This window comes from Marinitoga piezophila KA3, assembly GCF_000255135.1.
Lineage (GTDB): Bacteria > Thermotogota > Thermotogae > Petrotogales > Petrotogaceae > Marinitoga > Marinitoga piezophila.
Map to the genome: position 1 here is coordinate 1,462,126 of NC_016751.1, position 21,948 is coordinate 1,484,073.

Annotated in this window: 9 protein-coding genes, 1 tRNA gene and 3 rRNA genes; 11 read left to right on the forward strand and 2 right to left on the reverse strand. The window is 34.6% G+C overall.

The window, feature by feature from the left end; genetic code table 11:
• Positions 1-6: 6 nt before the first annotated feature.
• Positions 7-1,113, forward strand: coding sequence for a peptide chain release factor 2 (gene prfB / locus MARPI_RS06940; protein WP_014296881.1), 1,107 nt, complete (start codon positions 7-9; stop codon positions 1,111-1,113).
• A 35-nt stretch (positions 1,114-1,148) separates the two neighbouring features.
• Here prfB and MARPI_RS06945 read toward each other — a convergent pair whose 3' ends face one another.
• Both MARPI_RS06945 and pgeF read right to left on the reverse strand, forming a co-directional pair.
• Complete coding sequence (locus MARPI_RS06945) at positions 1,149-2,519, reverse strand: MATE family efflux transporter (RefSeq protein ID WP_014296882.1); 1,371 nt, start codon at positions 2,517-2,519, stop codon at positions 1,149-1,151.
• Between the two features lie 56 nt (positions 2,520-2,575).
• Positions 2,576-3,343 (reverse strand): peptidoglycan editing factor PgeF, encoded by a 768-nt coding sequence (gene pgeF, locus MARPI_RS06950; RefSeq protein ID WP_014296883.1) that lies wholly within the window; start codon positions 3,341-3,343, stop codon positions 2,576-2,578.
• Positions 3,344-4,259: 916 nt separating this feature from the next.
• Between pgeF and MARPI_RS06955 the strand changes: the two genes are divergently transcribed.
• The 10 genes from MARPI_RS06955 (at position 4,260) to MARPI_RS07000 (ending at position 21,944) form a co-directional block, all read left to right on the forward strand.
• Positions 4,260-5,993, forward strand: a complete 1,734-nt coding sequence (locus MARPI_RS06955) for an NAD+ synthase (RefSeq protein WP_014296884.1) — start codon at positions 4,260-4,262, stop codon at positions 5,991-5,993.
• Positions 5,994-5,997: 4 nt separating this feature from the next.
• Positions 5,998-6,705 (forward strand): hypothetical protein, encoded by a 708-nt coding sequence (locus MARPI_RS06960; RefSeq protein WP_014296885.1) that lies wholly within the window; start codon positions 5,998-6,000, stop codon positions 6,703-6,705.
• Between the two features lie 6 nt (positions 6,706-6,711).
• Positions 6,712-9,603 (forward strand): Eco57I restriction-modification methylase domain-containing protein, encoded by a 2,892-nt coding sequence (locus MARPI_RS06965; RefSeq protein WP_014296886.1) that lies wholly within the window; start codon positions 6,712-6,714, stop codon positions 9,601-9,603.
• A 16-nt stretch (positions 9,604-9,619) separates the two neighbouring features.
• Positions 9,620-10,645, forward strand: a complete 1,026-nt coding sequence (locus MARPI_RS06970; RefSeq protein WP_014296887.1) for a potassium channel family protein — start codon at positions 9,620-9,622, stop codon at positions 10,643-10,645.
• Between the two features lie 229 nt (positions 10,646-10,874).
• A 16S ribosomal RNA gene (locus tag MARPI_RS06975) occupies positions 10,875-12,415 on the forward strand.
• A 49-nt stretch (positions 12,416-12,464) separates the two neighbouring features.
• Positions 12,465-12,541 (forward strand) — tRNA-Ile (locus MARPI_RS06980).
• Between the two features lie 30 nt (positions 12,542-12,571).
• Positions 12,572-15,490, forward strand: a 23S ribosomal RNA gene (locus tag MARPI_RS06985).
• 34 nt (positions 15,491-15,524) lie between these two features.
• Positions 15,525-15,638: ribosomal RNA gene (gene rrf / locus MARPI_RS06990) — 5S ribosomal RNA — on the forward strand.
• The 16S, 23S and 5S rRNA genes sit together here with 1 tRNA gene alongside, the layout of an rRNA operon.
• 154 nt (positions 15,639-15,792) lie before the next feature.
• On the forward strand, positions 15,793-20,175 hold the full coding sequence (locus tag MARPI_RS10955; RefSeq protein ID WP_014296888.1) for a beta-alanine-activating enzyme beta-propeller domain-containing protein: 4,383 nt from the start codon (positions 15,793-15,795) through the stop codon (positions 20,173-20,175).
• Positions 20,176-20,195: 20 nt separating this feature from the next.
• Positions 20,196-21,944 (forward strand): hypothetical protein, encoded by a 1,749-nt coding sequence (locus MARPI_RS07000; protein ID WP_014296889.1) that lies wholly within the window; start codon positions 20,196-20,198, stop codon positions 21,942-21,944.
• Positions 21,945-21,948 lie beyond the last annotated feature (4 nt).

The window sequence follows — 21,948 nt, forward strand, 5'->3', positions numbered from 1 at the left end:
ACGACGATGCTCGATTATGAAGTAAAAGTGAAAATAGACGAGCTTAAGGAGAAGTTTGAAAATCTAAAGAATCTTTTTAATATTGAAAAAACAACTGCTAGAATATCTGAATTAGAGAATAAAATGACAGATCCTGATTTCTGGAATGATCAAAAAAAGGCAGAAAAAATTTCTCGTGAATTGCAACATTTAAAACATGAAATGGAAGAGTTCAATAATTTATCTTCATTGTTTGATGATTTAGCGGTTGCTATAGAATTTGGCGAAGAGGATCCTTCAATGAAAGAACAGGCAATGGAGATATTAGGAGAGATAGAAAAAAAGGTTAAGGATTTTGAATTGGCAATGCTACTTTCTGGCAAATACGATTCAAACAATGTTTATCTTACAATTCATCCTGGTGCAGGTGGAACAGAATCTCAGGATTGGGCTGATATGTTGCTTAGAATGTATACCAGATGGGCAGAAAAAAACAATTACAAATTGGAAATTATAGACTATCTACCTGGTGATGAAGCAGGTATAAAAAGTGTAACTGTAAAAATTAGCGGTCCATTTGCATATGGTAAATTAAAATATGAGTCTGGTGTTCATAGGTTGGTAAGAGTTTCGCCATTTGATGCGGCAAATAGGAGACATACATCTTTTGCTTCTGTTTCTGTGACACCTGAAATAGATGAAGAAATAGATATTGAAATAAGGCCAGATGATTTGAAAATAGATACATATAGGGCTGGAGGTGCTGGTGGGCAGCACGTTAACAAGACAGACTCTGCAGTTAGAATTACTCATTTACCTACAGGTATTGTTGTTGCATGTCAAAATGAAAGATCGCAGCATCAAAATAAGGCAACAGCCATGCAGATTTTAAAGGCAAGATTATATGAATTGGAAATGCAGAAGAAAATGGAAGAAAAGATGAAATTAATGGGAGATGTTAAGGATATTTCATGGGGTAATCAAATTAGATCTTATGTGCTTTATCCATATAAAATGGTAAAGGATCATAGAACTAATTATGAAACATCAAATTCAGATGCGGTTTTAGATGGAGAACTTGACGGATTTATAGAAGCAGAACTTTTATACTTTGCACAATTGAATAAAGAATAATATAAAAAATGCCCGATTTTTTCGGGCATTTTGTTTTATATAATGCTTTTTCGCCAGTTTCCAAATTTAACGAAAAGCCATGCTAATATCATGGCAAGTATATTGCTTATAATCATAGCATAGAATAAACCTAAAAACCCCCATTTTTGAGACATTAAAGCAATGAGCGGTATTCTAATTCCCCATAATCTGGTAATATTTATTATCATTGACTGCCCTGTTTTTCCAGCGCCTACAAGGGTATTTACAAAAACACTCATAGATGCAAAAAACGGAAGTGAAAAAGAAACATACTTAAAGAATATGTCCCCTATTTTTATAACCTCAGGTTCATTTATAAAGAACTTTGTTAAATGACCGCCAAAGAAAAATGTAAATGTACTCAATACTGTAATTATTAAAAAGTTAGTTATAAAAGCAGTTTTTACAGTTTTTTCAGCATTTTCTATTTCATTAGCCCCTAAAAATTGACCAACCATTGTGGTAACAGCGGAGCCAATACCAAAGGAGATCATGGTTATTAAATTTATTATTCTGTTTCCTATTCCATAAGCGCTTACTATAACAGGTCCAAATGAAGATACAAATTTCATAATAACAGCAAATCCAATTGAAGTGATAGTATAACTTAAAGAACCCGGGAAACCTATAAATAATATTTTCTTTATAATCTCAATATCAGGTTTTAAATCTTCTATATTAATTTTAAATCCTCTTTCTCCCTTGAATACAAGGTAGGATGAAACAACACCTGTAATAAACCTTGAAATTGTTGTTGCCCATGCAGCACCAGCAACGCCCATTTCCGGTATTAACCAGAATCCAAATATAAATATAGGGTCAAGTATTATATTAATAATAGTAGAGTAGAACATCATGTGCATTGAAAATTTTGAATCGCCCCAACCTCTTAATATAGAAGAAGAAATATTAAATAAAAATCCAAATGGCATACCAATCATAATTATATTAAAATATCTTATGGCATATGGAATAACTTCAGCACTTTTTTCACCTGTTATTGCATGTATTATTTGATTTGAAAACAGAATCCCAATTGTGGACAGGATTAATCCAAGGATTATTGATACAACATAAGCCTGTCCCGCAGTTTTTTGTGACATCTTTTTATTTTTTGCGCCGGTATATTGCGAAACAAGGGTTACAGTAGCATTTGAAAATCCTATTGTAAAAGAAATAAATACAAATACCAGAGGCCATGTGATGGTGGTTGCTGAAAATTCTACTTTTCCTAACTTGCCAAGAAAATATGCATCAACTATGTTATATAGTGTTTGCATTAAATTGGAAACAATCATTGGCCATGACAATAAAAATAAAGAACTTAATATGGATCTCGAGAATATATCAACCCTGTGATTTTTTTTAATAGTAGCTTTAGACAATTTCAAAACCTCCAGACAAACAGTTAGTCTTACGAACTATTATATCAGAATAATTTTTATTTGTCAATTAATCCCATTATTGCAGCCATTCTTCCGGAGGTTTTTTCTTTTCTATATGAGAAAAACAAGTCTGCTCTTTTATATGTATCAAGATTAGAAGATTCAATATTATTTTCTGGAATACCAGATTCAATAAGCTGGTATTTTATAGTCTTCCATATATCGATGTATATTTTGCCGGATTTTCTTATTATAATGTCGTTATAGTTAAATTCCTTTTCAAATAATGATTTTACATCGTCTTTTACTTCAAAGGATTCTGGTCCTATTGAGGGACCAATACCAACTAATATATCTGAAGGGTTGGAATTGAAATTAGTTACCATGGTGTTTATAGTTTTTTGTGCAATTCTTTTTAGGGTTCCTTTCCAGCCAGAATGAGCCAATGCGATTATTTCTTTTTTATAATCGTAGAAATATATTGGAGTGCAATCTGCATAATATGTAACTAAGAAGATGTTTTTTTCATTGGTTATTAATCCATCTATTTCTTTTATGGAATCACTATTTTGGGTTATTATTTTTATTTTATTGTCATGAACCTGATCTGAAAAGACTAAGTTTTCTGGAGGGATATTGAATATTCTGCACAGCGTTGAATAGTTGTTTTTTATTTGTATATCTGAATCTAATAGTCTTTTGTTGAGATTAAAATCATTGGTGTTTTTGTATATTCTTGTTGTGAATAGATGAAAGAGGTTGTTGAATTTTTCGAAATGAGAGAATGTAAGGAATTTAAGGCCTTCTTTTTCTTTTAATAACATATATAATCAGCTCCTTAATGCTATTTTTTACTATTATAATAGCATATTCCTACCGAGCGTTGCAAACTCACGGTTATGATTGTTCTTTTTGTGTTTGATTGAAAAAAATAAAAATAATGTTCATTCAAACGGCAAGAATTTCTGATCCTTGCTCCATTTGAAAATTCTTTGTGTTGGAAAAAATAAAAGCTTGTTCAGGCGACTTGAGTGCTGATCTTCGAAAATTGTTCGTTCTCAGGGGTCGTTGCAGACTCACATCCATGTTCGTCTTCACTCAAAATCACATCCGTGTGATTTTGACCCCTTCCACTCACAATTTTCTCAGGCACTCTGCGAGCCTTCACTCGCTTTTATTTTTTCCAACTATTCTGTAATCCCCGCTGCGGGAAATTCTTAGTCTTCGTTCATATTATTTTTCTACTTTCTTTTATATAATCCAACACTTTGCGAGCCTTCACTCGCTTTTATTTTTTCCAACTATCCTGTAATCCCCGCTTCGGGAAATTCTTAGTCTTCACTCATATTATTATTTTTATTTTCTTTATTAGATTATATTAAAATAAGTAAAACATAAAAGAAAATTGAATAAAAAGATGAACGAATGCTCGAAGATTGCCCGAAAAAACTGCGAATGAAGAGGGACAAAAAAAACAGGATGTTTTTTTGAGCGAAGCTTCCCCAGGGATGGGGAATCTGAGCGCCCCAGCGTATATGAGCAGTTTTTGAGGATTAGCAATCGAGTCGCATGAGTGAATCTTTTTATGAAGTTTTCTACAATAAATATTTTTAAGGAATTTTTGTTTTTTTATTTAGTTTGTGAAAAAGTGGAAGTTGTGATTTTTAAGTCTTTACTCATGAGTATTATAATGGTATAATAAAATTAATAAATTAAATAATTATAAAAGAGGTGTATGTTATGAGGTTGAGAATAGGATTGGCACAATTAAATGCCCATGTGGGAAATTTAAAAGGGAATCTTGATAAGGCTAAGAATGCTCTTGATATCGCACAGGAAAATAAGGCTGATATACTTGTTTTTCCAGAATTGTTTCTTGTTGGTTATCCACCTGAAGATCTTGTTTTAAAAACAGGATTTTTAGACGACACAAAAAAATCACTAAATGATTTTATTTCATATTCTAAAGGTAAAGAAACAATTTCTGTAATTGGTAATCTTGATTTTGATGTGGATGCATATAATTCAGCATATGTTGTGTATAATGGAAAAGAATCAGCAAAGTATCATAAAATATATTTGCCAAATTATTCTGTTTTCGATGAGAAAAGATATTTTTCACCCGGGCATAGCCCTTTAATGATAGAACTTGAAAATAAATTAAAAATAGGGGTTACTGTTTGTGAAGATATATGGGTACCAAATGGTCCTGCTGTTGATCTTGCTGAAATGGGGGCACATGTAATAGTAAATATTTCAGCATCTCCATATACAAAAGGAAAACCAGAAAGTAGATTGGAAATGCTTAAAACAAGAGCAGCAGAATTATCTACATGGTTAGTATATGTAAACCTTGTTGGAGGTCAGGATGAAATAGTATTTGATGGCGGTAGCGTGGTAATAAATCCATTTGGGGAAGTTGTACATTCATTACCATTATTTGAAGAAAAAATAGAGTTTATTGATATTGATCCTATTTCTTCAACAAGAGCTAATTTAAGAGAAGCTAAAAGAAGACATTTAATATATGAAAATCACAATGTTGAAGTTATTAAAATAAATAAAACAATAGAAAAGAAGGACAACGTTTATAAAGGAAACAAAAAGGTATTATTACTTGAAAGATATGAAGAGATATACAATGCTTTAAAACTTGGATTAAAAGATTATATTCATAAAAATGGTTTTAGCAAAGTGGTTTTAGGATTAAGTGGAGGTATGGATTCAGCATTTGTTGCAGCATTGGCAGCAGATGCATTGGGTGCTGAGAATGTTCTTGGCATTTTAATGCCTTCACAGTATTCTTCAAGAGGAAGTATAAAGGATTCATATGATCTTGCAAAAAATCTCGGTATAAAAACGCATACAATTCCAATTAGAAGAACATTTGAAAGTTTATTAAAAGAATTAGATGCAGCTTTTAGTGGATTACCAATGAATGTAGCTGAGGAAAATATTCAGGCAAGGATTAGAGGAACTATTGTTATGGCTTTTTCAAATAAATTTGGCCATATTGCCCTTGCAACTGGAAATAAAAGTGAAGTTGCAACAGGTTATGCAACATTATATGGAGATATGGCTGGTGGATTATCGCCAATAAAAGATGTATATAAAACCGAAGTATATAAGTTAGCGGAATATTTTAATAGAATAAAGGGAAGTTGGGTTATACCTGAAAATGTATTTATTAAAGCGCCATCAGCTGAATTGAGACCTGATCAAACAGATCAGGATAAATTACCACCATATGAGATATTAGATGCAATTCTTGAAAGGTATATTGAATATGAAATGAGTATAGATGAAATAACAGAAGATGGGTTTGATGTTGAAACTGTAAAGTACGTTGTTAAATTAGTTGATATTAATGAATATAAAAGACGTCAGGGAGCGCCTGGTATAAAAGTAACTCAAAGAGCATTTGGAAAGGATAGAAGAATGCCAATAACAAATGGATATAAGGTATGGTGGTAATAGAATGAGATTACCAAACAATGAAAAGAAAAAGAATTTTAAATCATTTTTATTTATATTTGGGATTTTATTTGCTGTATATTTTGTTATATGGTTTGTCTGGGATGAATTTGAATATGTAATTAATGAATTTACAATTTTACCTCATTTAAGATTGGCTAAAAAAGATTGGGATGAAATGTATTTTGATGAGGGGTATATAGAAACCAATGATGGTAATATTGAAATTATAAAAAGGGGCGATACCACTTTTTTAATAAAATATAAAAATCTGGAATTGGAAGAAAGAGGATTTAAATATTTTAATGTTAGATATATAGAAAATGGAGTATTACTATCTTTTCCGGCTTTTTATATTAGAGGAATAAAAAATATCTATTTTTATAATAATAAAATATATGAATTTTATAAAGTGCCTATTGATTTGATAGATTGTTATGATGAACTTTTTACAAAGTTTCTGCTTGGGCAATATAAAAAGATAAATGAAAATGATTTACCTGAAGAGTTAAAAAATGGTTTAAAAGAAAATGTAATTTATATCAGTTCTAAGTATACCAATTTCGTAATTGAAAATATTGAAAACATCTATAAAATAGATGATTATAAATACCTATTCGAAAAGGAAACAGAGCTTTTCAAAGAATATTATATTATAAATATAGAACATAAAAACTATATTTTGAGGATATATTTAGTGGAAAAAAGGTGAAATAGTATGTATAAAAACCTGAAAAACAGCGTTTTAGAATCAAAAAAAACGCTAAAGGAGTTTATTATTAAAAACATAGAAAATTTTAAAAAGGAAAATTTAATAATCAGGGAATTTTTAGCAAAGGATAATAATAAAGAAAAATTTATAAATGAAATAACCTTCAACATATTAAGTAAGATTATATCTTCAAAATTATTATATAAAAAAGGCATATTAAAAAATGCGTATGATTACAATGAATTAAAACGATATATACCAGAATTATTTGATGAATTATATAATATAAAAATTGAAGAAAAATTATTAAAAAAAATACATAATAATTTTAGTAGTGTAGAAGATTGGGATAAAGATGATATTCTGGGATGGGCATATCAATATTACAATCTTGATGAAAATATTCCGAAGATACATAAACAATCTCAATTTTATACACCTGAGTGGATAATAGAATATCTTGTTGACAATACATTGACAAAATATTATTGCGAAATCTATGATGATTCTGAAATAGCTAATAAATACAAAATACAATATAAGAAACAAGAAAGAGAAATAAAACTTGAAAATATAAAAATTATAGATCCCGCTTGTGGAAGCGGACATTTTTTAATAAAAGTATATAACCGCTTAAAAGAATTTTATGAAAAACAGGGATATAAGAAAGAAGAATATATAAAGTTTATACTGGAAAAAAATATTTATGGTATAGATATAGATGAAAAAGGTGTTGAAATAGCAAAGACAATTCTGAAAATAAAAGCACTGGAAGATGGATATATTAAACCAATAAATTTTAATATAGTTTCTACAAACTTTGATATTGTAAAAGAAGAAGATATTGAAGATATAGAGTTTAAGGAGATATTAAAATCTATAAAAAATGAAATTTCTGGATATAAAGAATTAGGGAGTTTAATAACTCTTTCAAAAGAAAATAGAGAAAAGATAATAAAAAAATATGAAAAATATTCATTATTTACAGAAAAAACAGTTTTAGAAAAACATTATGCAGAAAAAATGAAAAAATATTTGATAATATTATCTCTAAACTATGATATAGTTATATCCAATCCTCCTTATGCAGATTCTCATGATTATACGCCAGAATTGAGAAAACTTATAAGAGAAAGATACTTTGATTTTAGAAAAAACCTGTATTCGTGCTTTATAAAAAGAAATTATGATTTTTTAAGAGATGGCGGATTGCTTGGTATGATAACCCCACAAACCTTTATGTTTATTAGCAGTTATGAAGATTTAAGAAAGTTTATAATAAAAAATATGCATATAGAATCTCTTGTTCATTTTGGTCTTGGAGGCGTATTTGAAGATGCACTTGTTGATACCGCCATGTATATTCTTAGAAAAGAAAAAGGGAATAAAGAAAATAAAAGTTTATTTATAGATTTAAGGGATATAGATTATAACAAAAAGAAGGAAGTATTAGATAACATAATAAAAAAAGGAAAAGAAAGAAAATATATATATTATGAAAATCAAAACGAATTTAAAAAAATACCGGGCTATCCATTTGTATATTGGATAAATGAAGAAGTAAAAAAAATCTTTGAATATGAGAAATTAATAAATTTTGCTGATGTTAGGCAGGGAATTGCAACAGGTGACAATAAAAGATTTTTAAGATATCATTGGGAAGTTCCTCGTGAAGAGATAAGTTTTAACCACAAAAAAGATGGTAAAAAATGGGTTCCGTATGCAAAAGGAGGACCTTATAATAAATGGTATGGGAATTTATGGTGGGTAATAGCCTTTGATGAAGAGAATTATAAACTTTTAAAAAAAATGGGAAATCATTTACCTAACAGACAATACTATTTTAAATCAGGAATAACCTATTCTATGACAACATCAAAAGGGCCAACATTCAGATTATTACCTGAAAATTTTTTATTCGATTGTAAAGGAAGTAGCATATTTACTGATAATGAAAATTTTAAATTTGCATTACTGGGATTTTTAAATAGCAAATTAGCTTTTTATATATATAGATTTATAGCAGGAAGTGTAGATCTTGAAGTTGGAGATCTGAAAAATATTCCTATTGCTCCAGGATTATATAAAAATTCAAAAAAAGAAAAAATGCTCATTAAAGCTGTAAAATTAATAATAGCAATAAAAAAACAATTAATTGAAACATCTCCTCTTGAACTTCATTATATAGAATCACCTCTTCATTCAATAAAGGAAATGCAAAATTTTGAAAATAAAGTAATAAAATACACAAAGCAAAAATATTTGCTGGAATTATATATTACAATACTTGAAGGGTTTATAGAAAAAACAATCTTTCAAATATATGGAATAAAGAAAAAAACAATAGAAGAAATATTAAATCAAGAAGGTATTCCTGAAATATGGATTGGTCATATAGAAGATGAAATATCTTTTGATATTTCAATTTTAAAAAATAAGTATTTAAATGAATTCAATATAAAAGAGCAGGATATACTTATGCTTCAAAAAGAAATAAATAGATTCTTAAAAACAAGAAAAGATAAAAATAAAAAAATAGAAAGAAAAGAATTTGAAGAAGTTTATCTTTCTAAAAATAGAAAAAATAATGAAGGAAAAATAAAAAGACTTTCGAGGGTATTGAATACAAATCCATTAATAGTGTATAATAATATTAATAATCAATTAATATTAAAAGAAAAAGAATATATAAGAGAGCTTATATTCCTTGCCATAAATCATGAATATATAAAAGAAAAAGGGAATATTGAATATATAAAAGAAAAAATCAACAGTCTTGGAATTACAGAAGAAATACTAAAAAAATATTCGAAAATTAAAGATTTAGAAGAATATATTAGCGAAAAAATACTTTTAGATCAAAAAAAATATTTTAAAAAAAGAGTTCCGTATATATGAACATGGAGGGGAGGAAATGGAAGAATATAAGAAATTTTTCAGGCAAATAACAGTATCAATAGCAATTATAATGATAATATTTGTAATAGGGATAATAGGTTTTATGATACTTGAAAAGTGGAGTTTCTTTGATGCTTTTTATGTAACAGCAATAACCCTCTCCACAGTGGGATATGAAATGCCGTATAAAATATCCAATGTAACAAAGGTTTTTGATGCGTTGTTAATATTTTCAGGTATATCTGTAGTATTATATTTAATATCCTCTCTAACAGCGTTATTTGTAGAAGGAGACTTTAAAAAAATATTGGGGGTTTTGAAAATGATGAAAAGATTGGAAAATATTTCTGATCACTATATTGTTGTTGGTGGTGGAAAAACTGGAGAATATATAATTGATGATTTTATGAAAAACGGTGTTCCGCATGTAGTAATAGAAGATGATGAAAAAAAGATAGAAAAACTATTGTCTCGTGATGAATATAAAGATCTAAATTACATAATAGGAGATGCCAAAGAAGAAGATGTGCTAATCAAGGCAAATATATTTGATGCAAAAGGATTATTGCTTACATTACCAAGTGATATAGATAACCTGTATATTGCACTTACTGCGAAAACATTAAATCCAGCATTATATGTTGTTTCAAGAGCAAATGACGCAGAAGAATTAAGAAAATTATTATATGCCGGTGTAGATAATGTAATATTGCCACCTGAAATAACAGGAAAAAGAATGTCATCCATGGTGTTAAGACCTAATGTATTATCATTCTTCGAAAGTTTTCAGATGGATTTTGGAGAAAACTTCAATTTTGAAGAAGTAAAAATACCGGATAATAGCTGGATGATAGGAAAAAAATTAAGAGAATTGGAAATTCCTAAAAAAATAGATCTGGTTGTTATAGCAGTAAGAAATAATAGGAAAACACAGTTTAATCCGAAATCAGAGTTAGTTATAAAAAAAGGTGATTCGTTGGTTGTAATTGGTGATAAGGAAAAAATAGAAAAATTAAAACATTATGTTATAATGCAGGAATAAAGCTTATTATAGAAAACAAACAACGAAAAAAAGAAATCAATTCACTAACGCTTAACGAAATTAACAGATTTGTAAGTTGACAAATGGGAAGAAAGGTGGTAATATATATACTCGGACGCGGGTGAGAGCGTCTGGAAGAAAAAGAGAAGAGGAAGAGAAGCTCCTTGACAAGTGAACAGAGACACCCAGCGGAAGTAGATTCAAAGAGTTAAGATCGAACTCGAAATCTTGGATGGAGGGTTTGATCCTGGCTCAGGGCGAACGCTGGCGGCGTGCTTAACACATGCAAGTCGAACGAGGAGGCAGCCTTCGGGCTGTAGTACTAGTGGCGAACGGGTGAGTAACGCGTAGGAAGGTGTCCTCCAGACCGGGACAACCACTGGAAACGGTGGCTAATACCGGATGAGCCCGAGAGGGGAAAGCGAGCTAAGGCTTGGCTGGAGGAGCTGCCTGCGACCCATCAGGTAGTTGGTAGGGTAAAGGCCTACCAAGCCGACGACGGGTAGCCGGCGTGAGAGCGTGGCCGGCCACAGGGGCACTGAGACACGGGTCCCACTCCTACGGGAGGCAGCAGTGGGGAATATTGGACAATGGGGGGAACCCTGATCCAGCGACGCCGCGTGGAGGAAGAAGTCCTTCGGGACGTAAACTCCTGAACTTACCGAACAATAAGGATGGTAGGGAATGGCCATCTGATGAGGGTAGGTAAGGAAAAGCCCCGGCTAACTACGTGCCAGCAGCCGCGGTAATACGTAGGGGGCGAGCGTTGCCCGGAATCACTGGGCGTAAAGGGGGTGTAGGCGGTCTAATAAGTCAGATGTAAAAGGCCCTGGCTCAACCAGGGAAATGCGTCTGAAACTGTTAGACTTGAGGTTGCTAGAGGGAGACGGAATTACCTGTGTAGCGGTGAAATGCGTAGATACAGGTAAGAAGGCCGGTGGTGAAGACGGTCTCCTGGGGCAAACCTGACGCTGAGGCCCGAAAGCTAGGGGAGCAAACCGGATTAGATACCCGGGTAGTCCTAGCCGTAAACGATGCCCACTAGGTGTGAGCGGTAGTACCGTTCGTGCTGAAGCTAAGGCGATAAGTGGGCCGCCTGGGGAGTACGTCCGCAAGGATGAAACTCAAAGGAATTGACGGGGACCCGCACAAGCGGTGGAGCGTGTGGTTTAATTCGAAGCTAAGCGAAGGACCTTACCAGGGCTTGACATATAGGTGGTACTCTGCAGAGATGCAGGGGACCCGGTACTTCGGTACCGGGAGCCTATACAGGTGGTGCACGGCCGTCGTCAGCTCGTGCCGTGAGGTGTTGGGTTAAGTCCCGCAACGAGCGCAACCCTTGCCGTTAGTTGCCAGCACTTAGGGTGGGAACGCTAACGGGACAGCCGCCGACGAGGCGGAGGAAGGAGGGGATGACGTCAGGTAATCGTGCCCCTTATGTCCTGGGCGACACACGCGCTACAATGGTAGGGACAGAGGGCAGCGAGGCCGAGAGGTGGAGCGAATCCCAGAAACCCTACCCCAGTTCAGATTGCAGTCTGAAACCCGACTGCATGAAGCCGGAATCGCTAGTAATCGCAGGTCAGCCACACTGCGGTGAATACGTTCCCGGGTCTTGTACACACCGCCCGTCAAGCCACCCGAGTTGGAAACGCCCGAAGATGGTGAGGCTAACCGAAAGGAGGCCAGCTATCGAGGGTGGAGTCAGCGAGGGGGGCTAAGTCGTAACAAGGTAGGTGTACCGGAAGGTGCGCCTGGATCACCTCCTTTCTAAGGAGAAAAAAGAAAAGGGTGTCTCTGTTCAGTAGTGAAGGAGTTTGGGCTCGTAGCTCAGGTGGTCAGAGCGCACGCCTGATAAGCGTGAGGTCGGTGGTTCGAGTCCACCCGGGCCCACCAGCTCATTGACAAGTGCATAGTGAAAGATAAGGTCAAGGTAAAAAGGGCTTACGGCGGATGCCTAGGCGACGGGAGGCGAAGAAGGACGTGGCAAGCTGCGAAAAGCCACGGGGAGCTGCAAGCGAGCGTAGATCCGTGGATGTCCGAATGGGGGAACCCAAAAGATCCCGAAAGGGAGGCGAACCCGGGGAAGGGAAACATCTTAGTACCCGGAGGAAAAGAAATCAAGAGAGATTCCCTGAGTAGTGGCGAGCGAAAGGGGAGGAGCCCAAACCATACTGGTGTAAAAGGGTGCTGCCGTTGCCAGTATGGGGTAGCGGGACATAATCGGAGCCGACAGCACGAGGCTCGGTCACGAAGCATGTATAGCCGAAATACCTGGGAAGGTATGCCGGAGAGGGTGAAAGCCCCGTAGGCGAAATACATGTGAGTGGCTGGATTATGATCCCAAGTAGCGTGGGACACGAGGAATCCTGCGTGAATCAGGGTGGACCACCATCCAAGGCTAAATACTACCCGTCGACCGATAGCGTAGAAGTACCGTGAGGGAAAGGTGAAAAGGACCCCGGGAGGGGAGTGAAAGAGAACCTGAAACCGTAAGCCTACAAGAAGTGGGAGCTCGAGAGAGTGACCGCGTGCCTTTTGATTAATGTGCCCACGAATTGCATGTACTGGCGAGGTTAAGCCGGGAGAGGCGAAGCCGAAGTGAAAGCGAGCCTGAAGAGGGCGGATAGTCAGTATATGCAGACCCGAAGCCAGGTGAGCTATCCATGGGCAGGGTGAAGTTGCGGTGAAACGCAATGGAGGCCCGAACCGGTATGCAGTGAAACGCATTCGGATGACCTGTGGATAGGGGTGAAAAGCCAACCGAACCTGGTGATAGCTGGATCTCCCCGAAACGTGTGTAGGCACGGCCTCGTACAAGACTAACGGGGGTAGAGCACTGATAGGCGTAGGGGGGTAACCTCCGAAACTTGTCAAACTCCGAATACCGTTAGTTGATGTACGGGAGACAGACTGTGGGGGAAAAGCTCCATGGTCGAGAGGGAAACAGCCCAGACCGCCAGCTAAGGTCTCGAAGAGACGGCTAAGTGTGAAAGGTAGTGGACTGCCAGAGACAGCCGGGATGTTGGCTTAGAAGCAGCCATCATTAAAAGAGTGCGTAACAGCTCACCGGTTGAGGCGGACTGCGCCGAAAATGTAAGGAGGCTGAAGCCGTACGCCGAAGCTGCGGAATCTGCGGATTGGTAGGGGAGCATTGTGCAGTAGGGAGAAGGTAATTCGTGAGGATTACTGGACGAAGCACAAGAGCGGATGTGGGCATGAGTAACGAGAGGAGGGTGAGAATCCCTCCCCCCGAAAGCCCAAGGGTACCTGGGGAAGGGTCGTCCGCCCAGGGTAAGCCGGGACCTAAGGTGAATCCGAAAGGAGTAACCGATGGGAAACTGGTAAAGAATCCAGTGCCATGTATATACGAGATAAGAGGGGGGACGCAGAAGGCGAAGCCTCGTGAGCAAGTGGCACGCTCATCCAAGCGCAAAGGACAGAGAAAGTAGTAGGTAAATCCGCTACTGGAGTCTGAAGCGTGAAGGGGAGGACATAAGTCCAACGAGGTGGTAGCCCGGCTGCCAAGAAAAGCCTCGCTTATCGTTGAGTATATACATGCCCGTTCCGAAAACCGACACAGGTGGGTGAGCTGAGAAGGCTAAGGGGAGCAGGCTAACCTCCGCTAAGGAACTCGGCAAAATAGCCCCGTAACTTCGGGAGAAGGGGTGCTCCTTGGTGTGGGCAACTGCACCGGGGAGTCGCAGTGACAAGGCCCAGGCGACTGTTTACCAAAAACACAGGACTCTGCGAACTCGGAAAGAGGAAGTATAGGGTCTGACGCCTGCCCAGTGCCGGAAGGTTAAGGGGAGTTGTGAGAGCAACGAACCGAAGCCCCGGTAAACGGCGGCCGTAACTATAACGGTCCTAAGGTAGCGAAATTCCTTGTCGGGTAAGTTCCGACCTGCATGAATGGCGTAACGATTTGGGCACTGTCTCAGCGGAGGGCCTGGTGAAATTACAGACTGGGTGAAGATGCCCAGTACCCGCAGTTAGACGGAAAGACCCCGTGGAGTTTTACTGTAGCCTGACATTGTAACTTGTCATGTTGTGTACAGGATAGGTGGGAGGCAGAGAAACCTGCTCGCCAGGGTAGGTGGAGCCGCCGGTGGGATACCACCCTCAGCATGATGGGTTACTAACCATTGAGTGTGAAGAGCACTGATGGGACAGTGTTAGGTGGGCAGTTTGACTGGGGCGGTCGCCTCCTAAAGAGTAACGGAGGTGCGCGAAGGTAGGCTCATGTGGGTTGGAAATCCACAGGAGAGTGTAAAGGCAAAAGCCTGCCTGACTGCGAGACTGACAGGTCGAGCAGGGTGGAAACACGGTCTTAGTGACCCGGCGGATCCGAGTGGAAGGGCCGTCGATCAACGGATAAAAGTTACCCCGGGGATAACAGGCTTATCGCGCTCAAGAGTTCATATCGACGGCGCGGATTGGCACCTCGATGTCGACTCATCGCATCCTGGGGCTGAAGTAGGTCCCAAGGGTTGGGCTGTTCGCCCATTAAAGCGGTACGTGAGTTGGGTTCAGAACGTCGTGAGACAGTTCGGTCCCTATCTGCTGCGGGCGTAGGAAACTTGAGGGGGGTCACACCTAGTACGAGAGGACCGGTGTGAGGGTACCACTGGTAAATCAGCTGTTCCGCCAGGAGCAGGAGCTGAGTAGCCACGTACCTGACCGATAACCGCTGAAAGCATCTAAGCGGGAAACGGGCCCCGAGATGAGGTTTCCCACTCCATATGGAGGTAAGGGCAGTTCGAGACTAGGACGTAGATAGGCCGGAGGTGTAAGTACAGTGATGTATTGAGCCGACCGGTACTAATAGCCCGAGGCCTTGACCTTATTGAGTAACTATGCACATGTGAATGAGAGATTGAGGGGTGCAGATACCGGATATGGGAACACGCGGACCCATCCCGAACCCGACCGTTAAGCATATCCGGGCCGATGGTAGTATGGCTTGTCCATGCGAGAGTAGGTAGCGCCCCTCTTTTTATTTTTCCCCCAGTCAAAAGACTGGGGGTTTTTGTTTATGTTAAATTATATATTTTTTTAGACGATTTATTATTCGAATATGTATTTTTAACTAAAAATTTGTTATAATAGTATTATGAAGATAAAATGATAAAATCGGAGGGATGTGTATGAGGAGGTATTTCTTTTTTTTAATTTTAATTTTTTCTTTGTTTTTATTTTCTAGTTGTAATCTATCCTTGCCTTTTTTTACAAAACCTGATAATGGACCTGTTGTTAATAATAATATTGATAATTCTGCTATGGTTGCTGAAGATGAAAAGAATAAAGTTGAATTTTTAGCTCCTCAGATTATAGATTTATTATCAATTGACGTTGATAATAAATTGTTTGGATCTTTTTTATCTTATGATAATCTTTTTTATTATCACGATATTGATACGTTATATATTTACTCTTTAAAGGATAAAAAAATTATATACAGTGAAAGATTTAATTCTACATTATTTAGTAATTTTATTATTTCTCATGATAATAATTTAATTTTTTCCAATGGCTCTGTTTTATATAAATATTCTTTTAAAGGGAAAAAACTTTTTGAATATGATTTTAATGAGAGCATTAAATCTATAGCCATTACCCCATTTAATGAAATATATGTTTTGTCAGATGTTGGCACATTATTTAAATTAAAGGATAAAGAAGTTCAATGGAGTAAGAGGTTAAATGCAACTATTACATCTAATTTGATTATTAGTTATAATAATAGAATATTTTTTGGCGATGCTAATGGTAATATATATATATATGATTCCAACGGTAACCGTTTAGGGGTTTCAAAGATAAGTGGTAGTGCCGTTGGAAATTTTGCCACTGATAATACAGGAAAGATTTATGTTTTAAGCAGTAATAAGTATTTATATGTTATTGATAATAATGGTGAAATTTTATGGACTAACGAATATGATGAAGTGCTTTTAAACGTATTGGTTGATGATAATTTGAATTATTATCTTGCAACAGATGAGAATATATATGTATATAATAAGGATTTTGAAGAAATAGGAAAATATGAAATTGGAAAAATCTTTACGCAGATAATATATGCTAAGGATAAAATATTGTTTGGCACAAAGGATAAATTGTTAAATGTGTTGGATTTAAAGGAGAAAAAGGTATATAGATATAAGCTTTCCGAGAATATTTTATTGGATTATATCTACTTTGATGGAAAGAATATCTTTATTCCTTTAAAAGATAAAGTAGTTTATACAAAATTAGATGTTGATTATAATGCTTTATTCTGGACACAATCTTATGGATATTTAAACAGAGGATATATGAATTTACCTCCTCAGAAGCCTATGCTGGTTTATCCTAAAAACAATACTTCTGTTGTTGTTGAAAAAGCCCTTAAATTAATATGGAAATCATATGATTTAAATAATGAGGGTTTAACCTATAATGTATATTATGGGACAAATAAAAATTCTTTAAGTTTAGCGGCAAAAAATCTTGTTAAGCCTACTTTCGAATTAAAAAATTTAAGAGGGAAAAGAACATATTATGTTAAAATTACAGCATTTGATAGTGTTAATGCTGTGGATAGTGATGTTTATGCCTTTAGAATTTTGTATAAACCTGAAAGACCTGTAGCTGTTCAACCTTTAAATGAAGAGAAAAATATATCTTTAAATCCTGTTTTAAAATGGGAAGCCAGAGATAAAGATAGTACAAGATTAAAATATAATCTGTATTTTGGCGAAGATAAAGATAATCTTTCTCCTGTTGCAACTAATCTCACATTAAATACATTTGATTTAAAACAGAAATTAAAGCCTTCTTTTAAGTATTATTGGAAGGTAGAGGTTATTGATGATAATAATAATAAGAATATTAGTAATGTTTTTGAATTTGTTACTTCAAATCCGCCATCTACACCTGTTATATTGGAACCTGACCTTTCTCAGGAAATTTCCTATGATGCAACATTTGTATGGGAGTCAAAAGATGAGGATAACGATAATTTATCCTATGATTTATATTTGGGATATGATGATGGTGAAATGAAAAAGATTATTGAAGATTATAAAAAGAATGAAATAGTTATTTCATATTTATCTCCTGGTAAGAGTTATAGGTTTAAAATAGGGGTTAGAGATGGTAAGGGAAATTATGTGGAAAGTAAGGTATATATTATAAAGGTAAAGTTTTCTCCTATTTTACAATGGAAATTTATTATGGATGACAAAGTTGAAGGTAATCCTGCATTGGATAATGAAGGGAATATTTATGTTGGAGATAATAGCGGTTATTTCTATAAAATAAATTCTAAAGGCATTTTATTATGGAGATTTAAAACAGAGGATAAAATCTGGTCCAGCCCAACTTATTATAATGGCCTGGTTTATTTTGGAAGCAATGATGGTTATTTATATGTATTAAATAGCAAAGGTGAATTAATCTGGAAATTTAAAACGCAAGATATAATAACCTCTTCTCCTTTAATAGATATAGATGGGACAATATATGTGGGAAGCTGGGATGGATTTTTGTATGCGATAAACCCGGATGGAACTTTAAAATGGAAGTTTAAGACTAATAATTCTATTAGCGGAAGTCCTGTAATGGGAAGAGATGGAACAATATATATAGGTAGCTGGGATGGATTTTTGTATGCGATAAATCCAGATGGTACTTTAAAATGGAAATTTAAAACAGAAAATAGAATATCCCAGACAGCAGCACTTGATAGGGAAGAAAATATCTATATTGGCAGTGAAGATGGAAATCTTTATGTTTTAAACTTTGAAGGGGAATTAAAATGGAAGTTTAAGACAGAAAGTTATATAAAATCTTCACCTGTTATTGATAGGAATGGTGTGGTATATATTGGAGGTTGGGATAACTATTTTTATGCAATAAATCCTGACGGTTCTTTAAAATGGAAATATAAGACAGAGTATGTATTGTTGTCTTCGCCGGTAATAGGTAATTTGGGAAATATATATATGGCAGGTTACGATCATTTTATTTACTGTTTTGATGAGGAAGGATCTTTGAAGTGGAAACGTGAAATGAATGATATGATAGGAACTAATCTCATACTTTCTAATAATAAGCTTATTTTTGCAGATGTAAAAGGATTTCTTTATGTTTTAAATGTTCAGGATAAAAATCTGGATTCTCTTGCACATTGGCCTGCATTTAAAAGGGATAACTTTAATATGGGTAAGCTGGTAACTGTAAGAAATTCTTTGCCGTTGGGACCTGATAATCCTTATCCAGAGGATAATCAAAAGGATGTTTCGCTGTATACAAAGTTAAAATGGCAGGCTTATGATATGGATGGAGATAAAATAGTATATGATTTATATTTTGGTACAGAAAAGGATAAATTGAAAAAGATTGTGGAAAATTCACCGGTATCTGAATATACGCCTGAACATATATTATCTCCAAAAACGGTATATTACTGGAAGGTTGTTGTAAAAGATGTTAGAAATGGAGTAAAGGAAGGGCCAGTGTGGTCATTTAAAACAATAAATCCATATGGAAAGATAAAATGGAATTTTAAAACATTGGGCTGGGTTGAAAATACACCTTTGATAGTGGGAAATAGCATATATTTTGGTAGTTATGATAAATATTTCTATGCATTAACTACAAATGGTAATTTAAAATGGAAATTCCTTGCAAATTCAGAAATTATTGCTTCTCCGAATACAGAGGATAATAACATAATATATTTTGGAGATGTTTCTGGAAGATTATATTCAATTACCAGAGATGGAACGTTAATCTGGACATTGAAATTAGATGGTGATATTATCTCTACACCTCTTGTAAAAAATGGTAAAATATATATAGGAACATCTAATGGAATATTATATGCAATAGATAAAAATGGTGAAATTTTATGGACATTTAAAACAGGAGATTATATTGCGTCTATGCCTTCTTATTATGATGGAAATATAATCTTTGGAAGTTCCGATTCATATGTTTATTCTATTAATGAAAAGGGAGAGTTAAACTGGAAGTTTAGAACAAGTGGTGCTGTAAAATCGTCGCCGTCTATAGATAATGAAGGAAATATATATATTGGAAGCGATGATAATTATCTATATAAACTGACAAAGGATGGAATACTGGTATTTAAATTTAAAACAAATAGTTCTATTCAGACAAAGGCAAGTATTGATTCAAATGGAAATATTTATTTTGGAAGTTTAGATCATTATCTATATATTATAAACAAAGAAGGAAAGCTTATTACCAGATTTAAAACAGATGGACCAATTATTTCAACGCCGACATTTGATGATAAAGGATATATATATTTTGCAAGCCTTGATTCTAAAGTATATGCGTTGAATAAAGATTATAAGATTGATTGGATATTTAAGAGCGGATATGGGATATCTTCAAGTCCAATAGTAAAGGATGGTATATTGTATATTTCAAGTAAAGATGGATATATGTATGCTCTTCAAATTGAAGGTGAAAATACTCCAGAAAACTATATTATAAAAAATTATTATAATAAATAACTTTGAAGGGGGCTGGATTAATGAAGAAGTTATTACTGATACTTTTGGTAGGAATGATGATGATTTTAAGCAGTTGTGGTCCATTGGCGTTTTTAAATCCTTTTGGAGGTAAAAAAAATAATGTGTCCACTACTTCACAAACAAAGAATTTATCAAGAGCAGAAGCTTTCTGGGATCAGCAAAAGATTTTTGTTGATAATTCCACCAATTACCTTTTAAAGGCAGCTGTTATACCGGGTACAGAAGGAAAGAAGATATTGGAAATTTATGATGAATCAATTTCAGAAAATCCAAGGGTAGAGATAGAAATACCTTCTGTATTTACAGATTTCAACATTGATTATATTTTAAGAATCTCTGCAGGAAATTATTATTTAATAGGTAATTTTTCCATATCTATTGGTAAAAGCAGCGGAAAGATATGGAAAATAGTATTATTAAAAAATGCCAATACAAATCCTATTTTGAGAATTCCAGATGCAGAAGCAGAAAATATAAATTTAAAAATCAATGTTTTAACTTCAAGAAATGAAAAATTCCCTGGTTCATGGCAACCAATTCAAATGGATAATACAGGATGGTTGTATTTCATAAATACAGCTAATGCAGGATTATATGCATTTGACTATGAAACAGGTGATTATTATAGATTGGTTGATAAAGAAAATAAGACACTGGATAAATTTTCTGCAAATGATTATTATCAGATAATAAATAATTTTATTGTATATTCATCAGGAAATAAAATTTATGTTGGTAAATTAGGGGTTACGGCAACTCTTGAAGAAGGACAGAAGATAAAAACTGTTACAGGGGTTAAAGAATTATATGATTTATCAAATAAGGTTTCATATCCAATTGCTATGTCAAATTCCGGATATATTGTTTATCTTGATAATACCGAAAATATATCCAAGCTAAAATATCTTAATTTAAACGCAAGTAGTTCAAAACCAACAGAATTAAAGCTCTTTACTGATATAGAACAGAATTCTGATGTAAAACTTGGAGGAAGCGTTAAGTTAACTAATAAAGATGTGGCAATAAAAATAAACAATATTGAAAGTGCTATATATAGCGATGGGAAAACATATATTTTATTTTCAGATTTAACAATAAAGTATAAGGTTCAAATAATTTTAGATTATAAGGTTCAAATTCCACTGGATGATCAAAACGAAGCAAGTTATTATGCTGTGTTGGTTGTTCCTCATAACAGGGATAATTATCCATTATTCACCAAAAAGGTAATTTATTTATTTGAAAAACCACAAAATGAAAATAACGGAGTAAAAAAGATTTTAAATAAACATTTCTTTGCTATAGTTCCAGCAGATCCACACAAAACTCTTGAAGATGGATCATATATTAAAAGATTTGATTTAACAAGTTCAACAGAATATAAAATAGAATTTAAAAAGGTTCAGGAAGAACAGGTTAAAGATGCTGCAGATATTAATCTCATTATAAAAGGTAATAAAATGCAAGTTAGATTAATGACACCTGTAAATCTTGATTTTGAAAAATTAAAGAATTTAGCTGTAAGAAATAATATTCCATATAAATTTAAAACAATAAATTCAAAATTTGCTGATGACTTTGGAATATATATGTATTTTGAAGGTACAGATCTTGAAAATAAACCTATTTATGGGATATTGGATTTAACAAAAATAAATAATGAAAAGATGGAAGTAATAAGGGTTTTAAATAATGTTGATGTTGAATCGTTAAAGAGAGAAGCAGTAAAAAATATGATTACAAAGTGAGGTG

Coding starts and splice junctions, on each gene's coding strand:
- prfB (WP_014296881.1), top strand. CDS start 7: ATGCTCGATTATGAAGTAAAAGTGAAAATAGACGAGCTTAAGGAGAAG.
- pgeF (WP_014296883.1), bottom strand. CDS start 3,343: ATGTTATTAAAAGAAAAAGAAGGCCTTAAATTCCTTACATTCTCTCAT.
- MARPI_RS06955 (WP_014296884.1), top strand. CDS start 4,260: ATGAGGTTGAGAATAGGATTGGCACAATTAAATGCCCATGTGGGAAAT.
- MARPI_RS06960 (WP_014296885.1), top strand. CDS start 5,998: ATGAGATTACCAAACAATGAAAAGAAAAAGAATTTTAAATCATTTTTA.
- MARPI_RS06965 (WP_014296886.1), top strand. CDS start 6,712: ATGTATAAAAACCTGAAAAACAGCGTTTTAGAATCAAAAAAAACGCTA.
- MARPI_RS06970 (WP_014296887.1), top strand. CDS start 9,620: ATGGAAGAATATAAGAAATTTTTCAGGCAAATAACAGTATCAATAGCA.
- MARPI_RS10955 (WP_014296888.1), top strand. CDS start 15,793: ATGAGGAGGTATTTCTTTTTTTTAATTTTAATTTTTTCTTTGTTTTTA.
- MARPI_RS07000 (WP_014296889.1), top strand. CDS start 20,196: ATGAAGAAGTTATTACTGATACTTTTGGTAGGAATGATGATGATTTTA.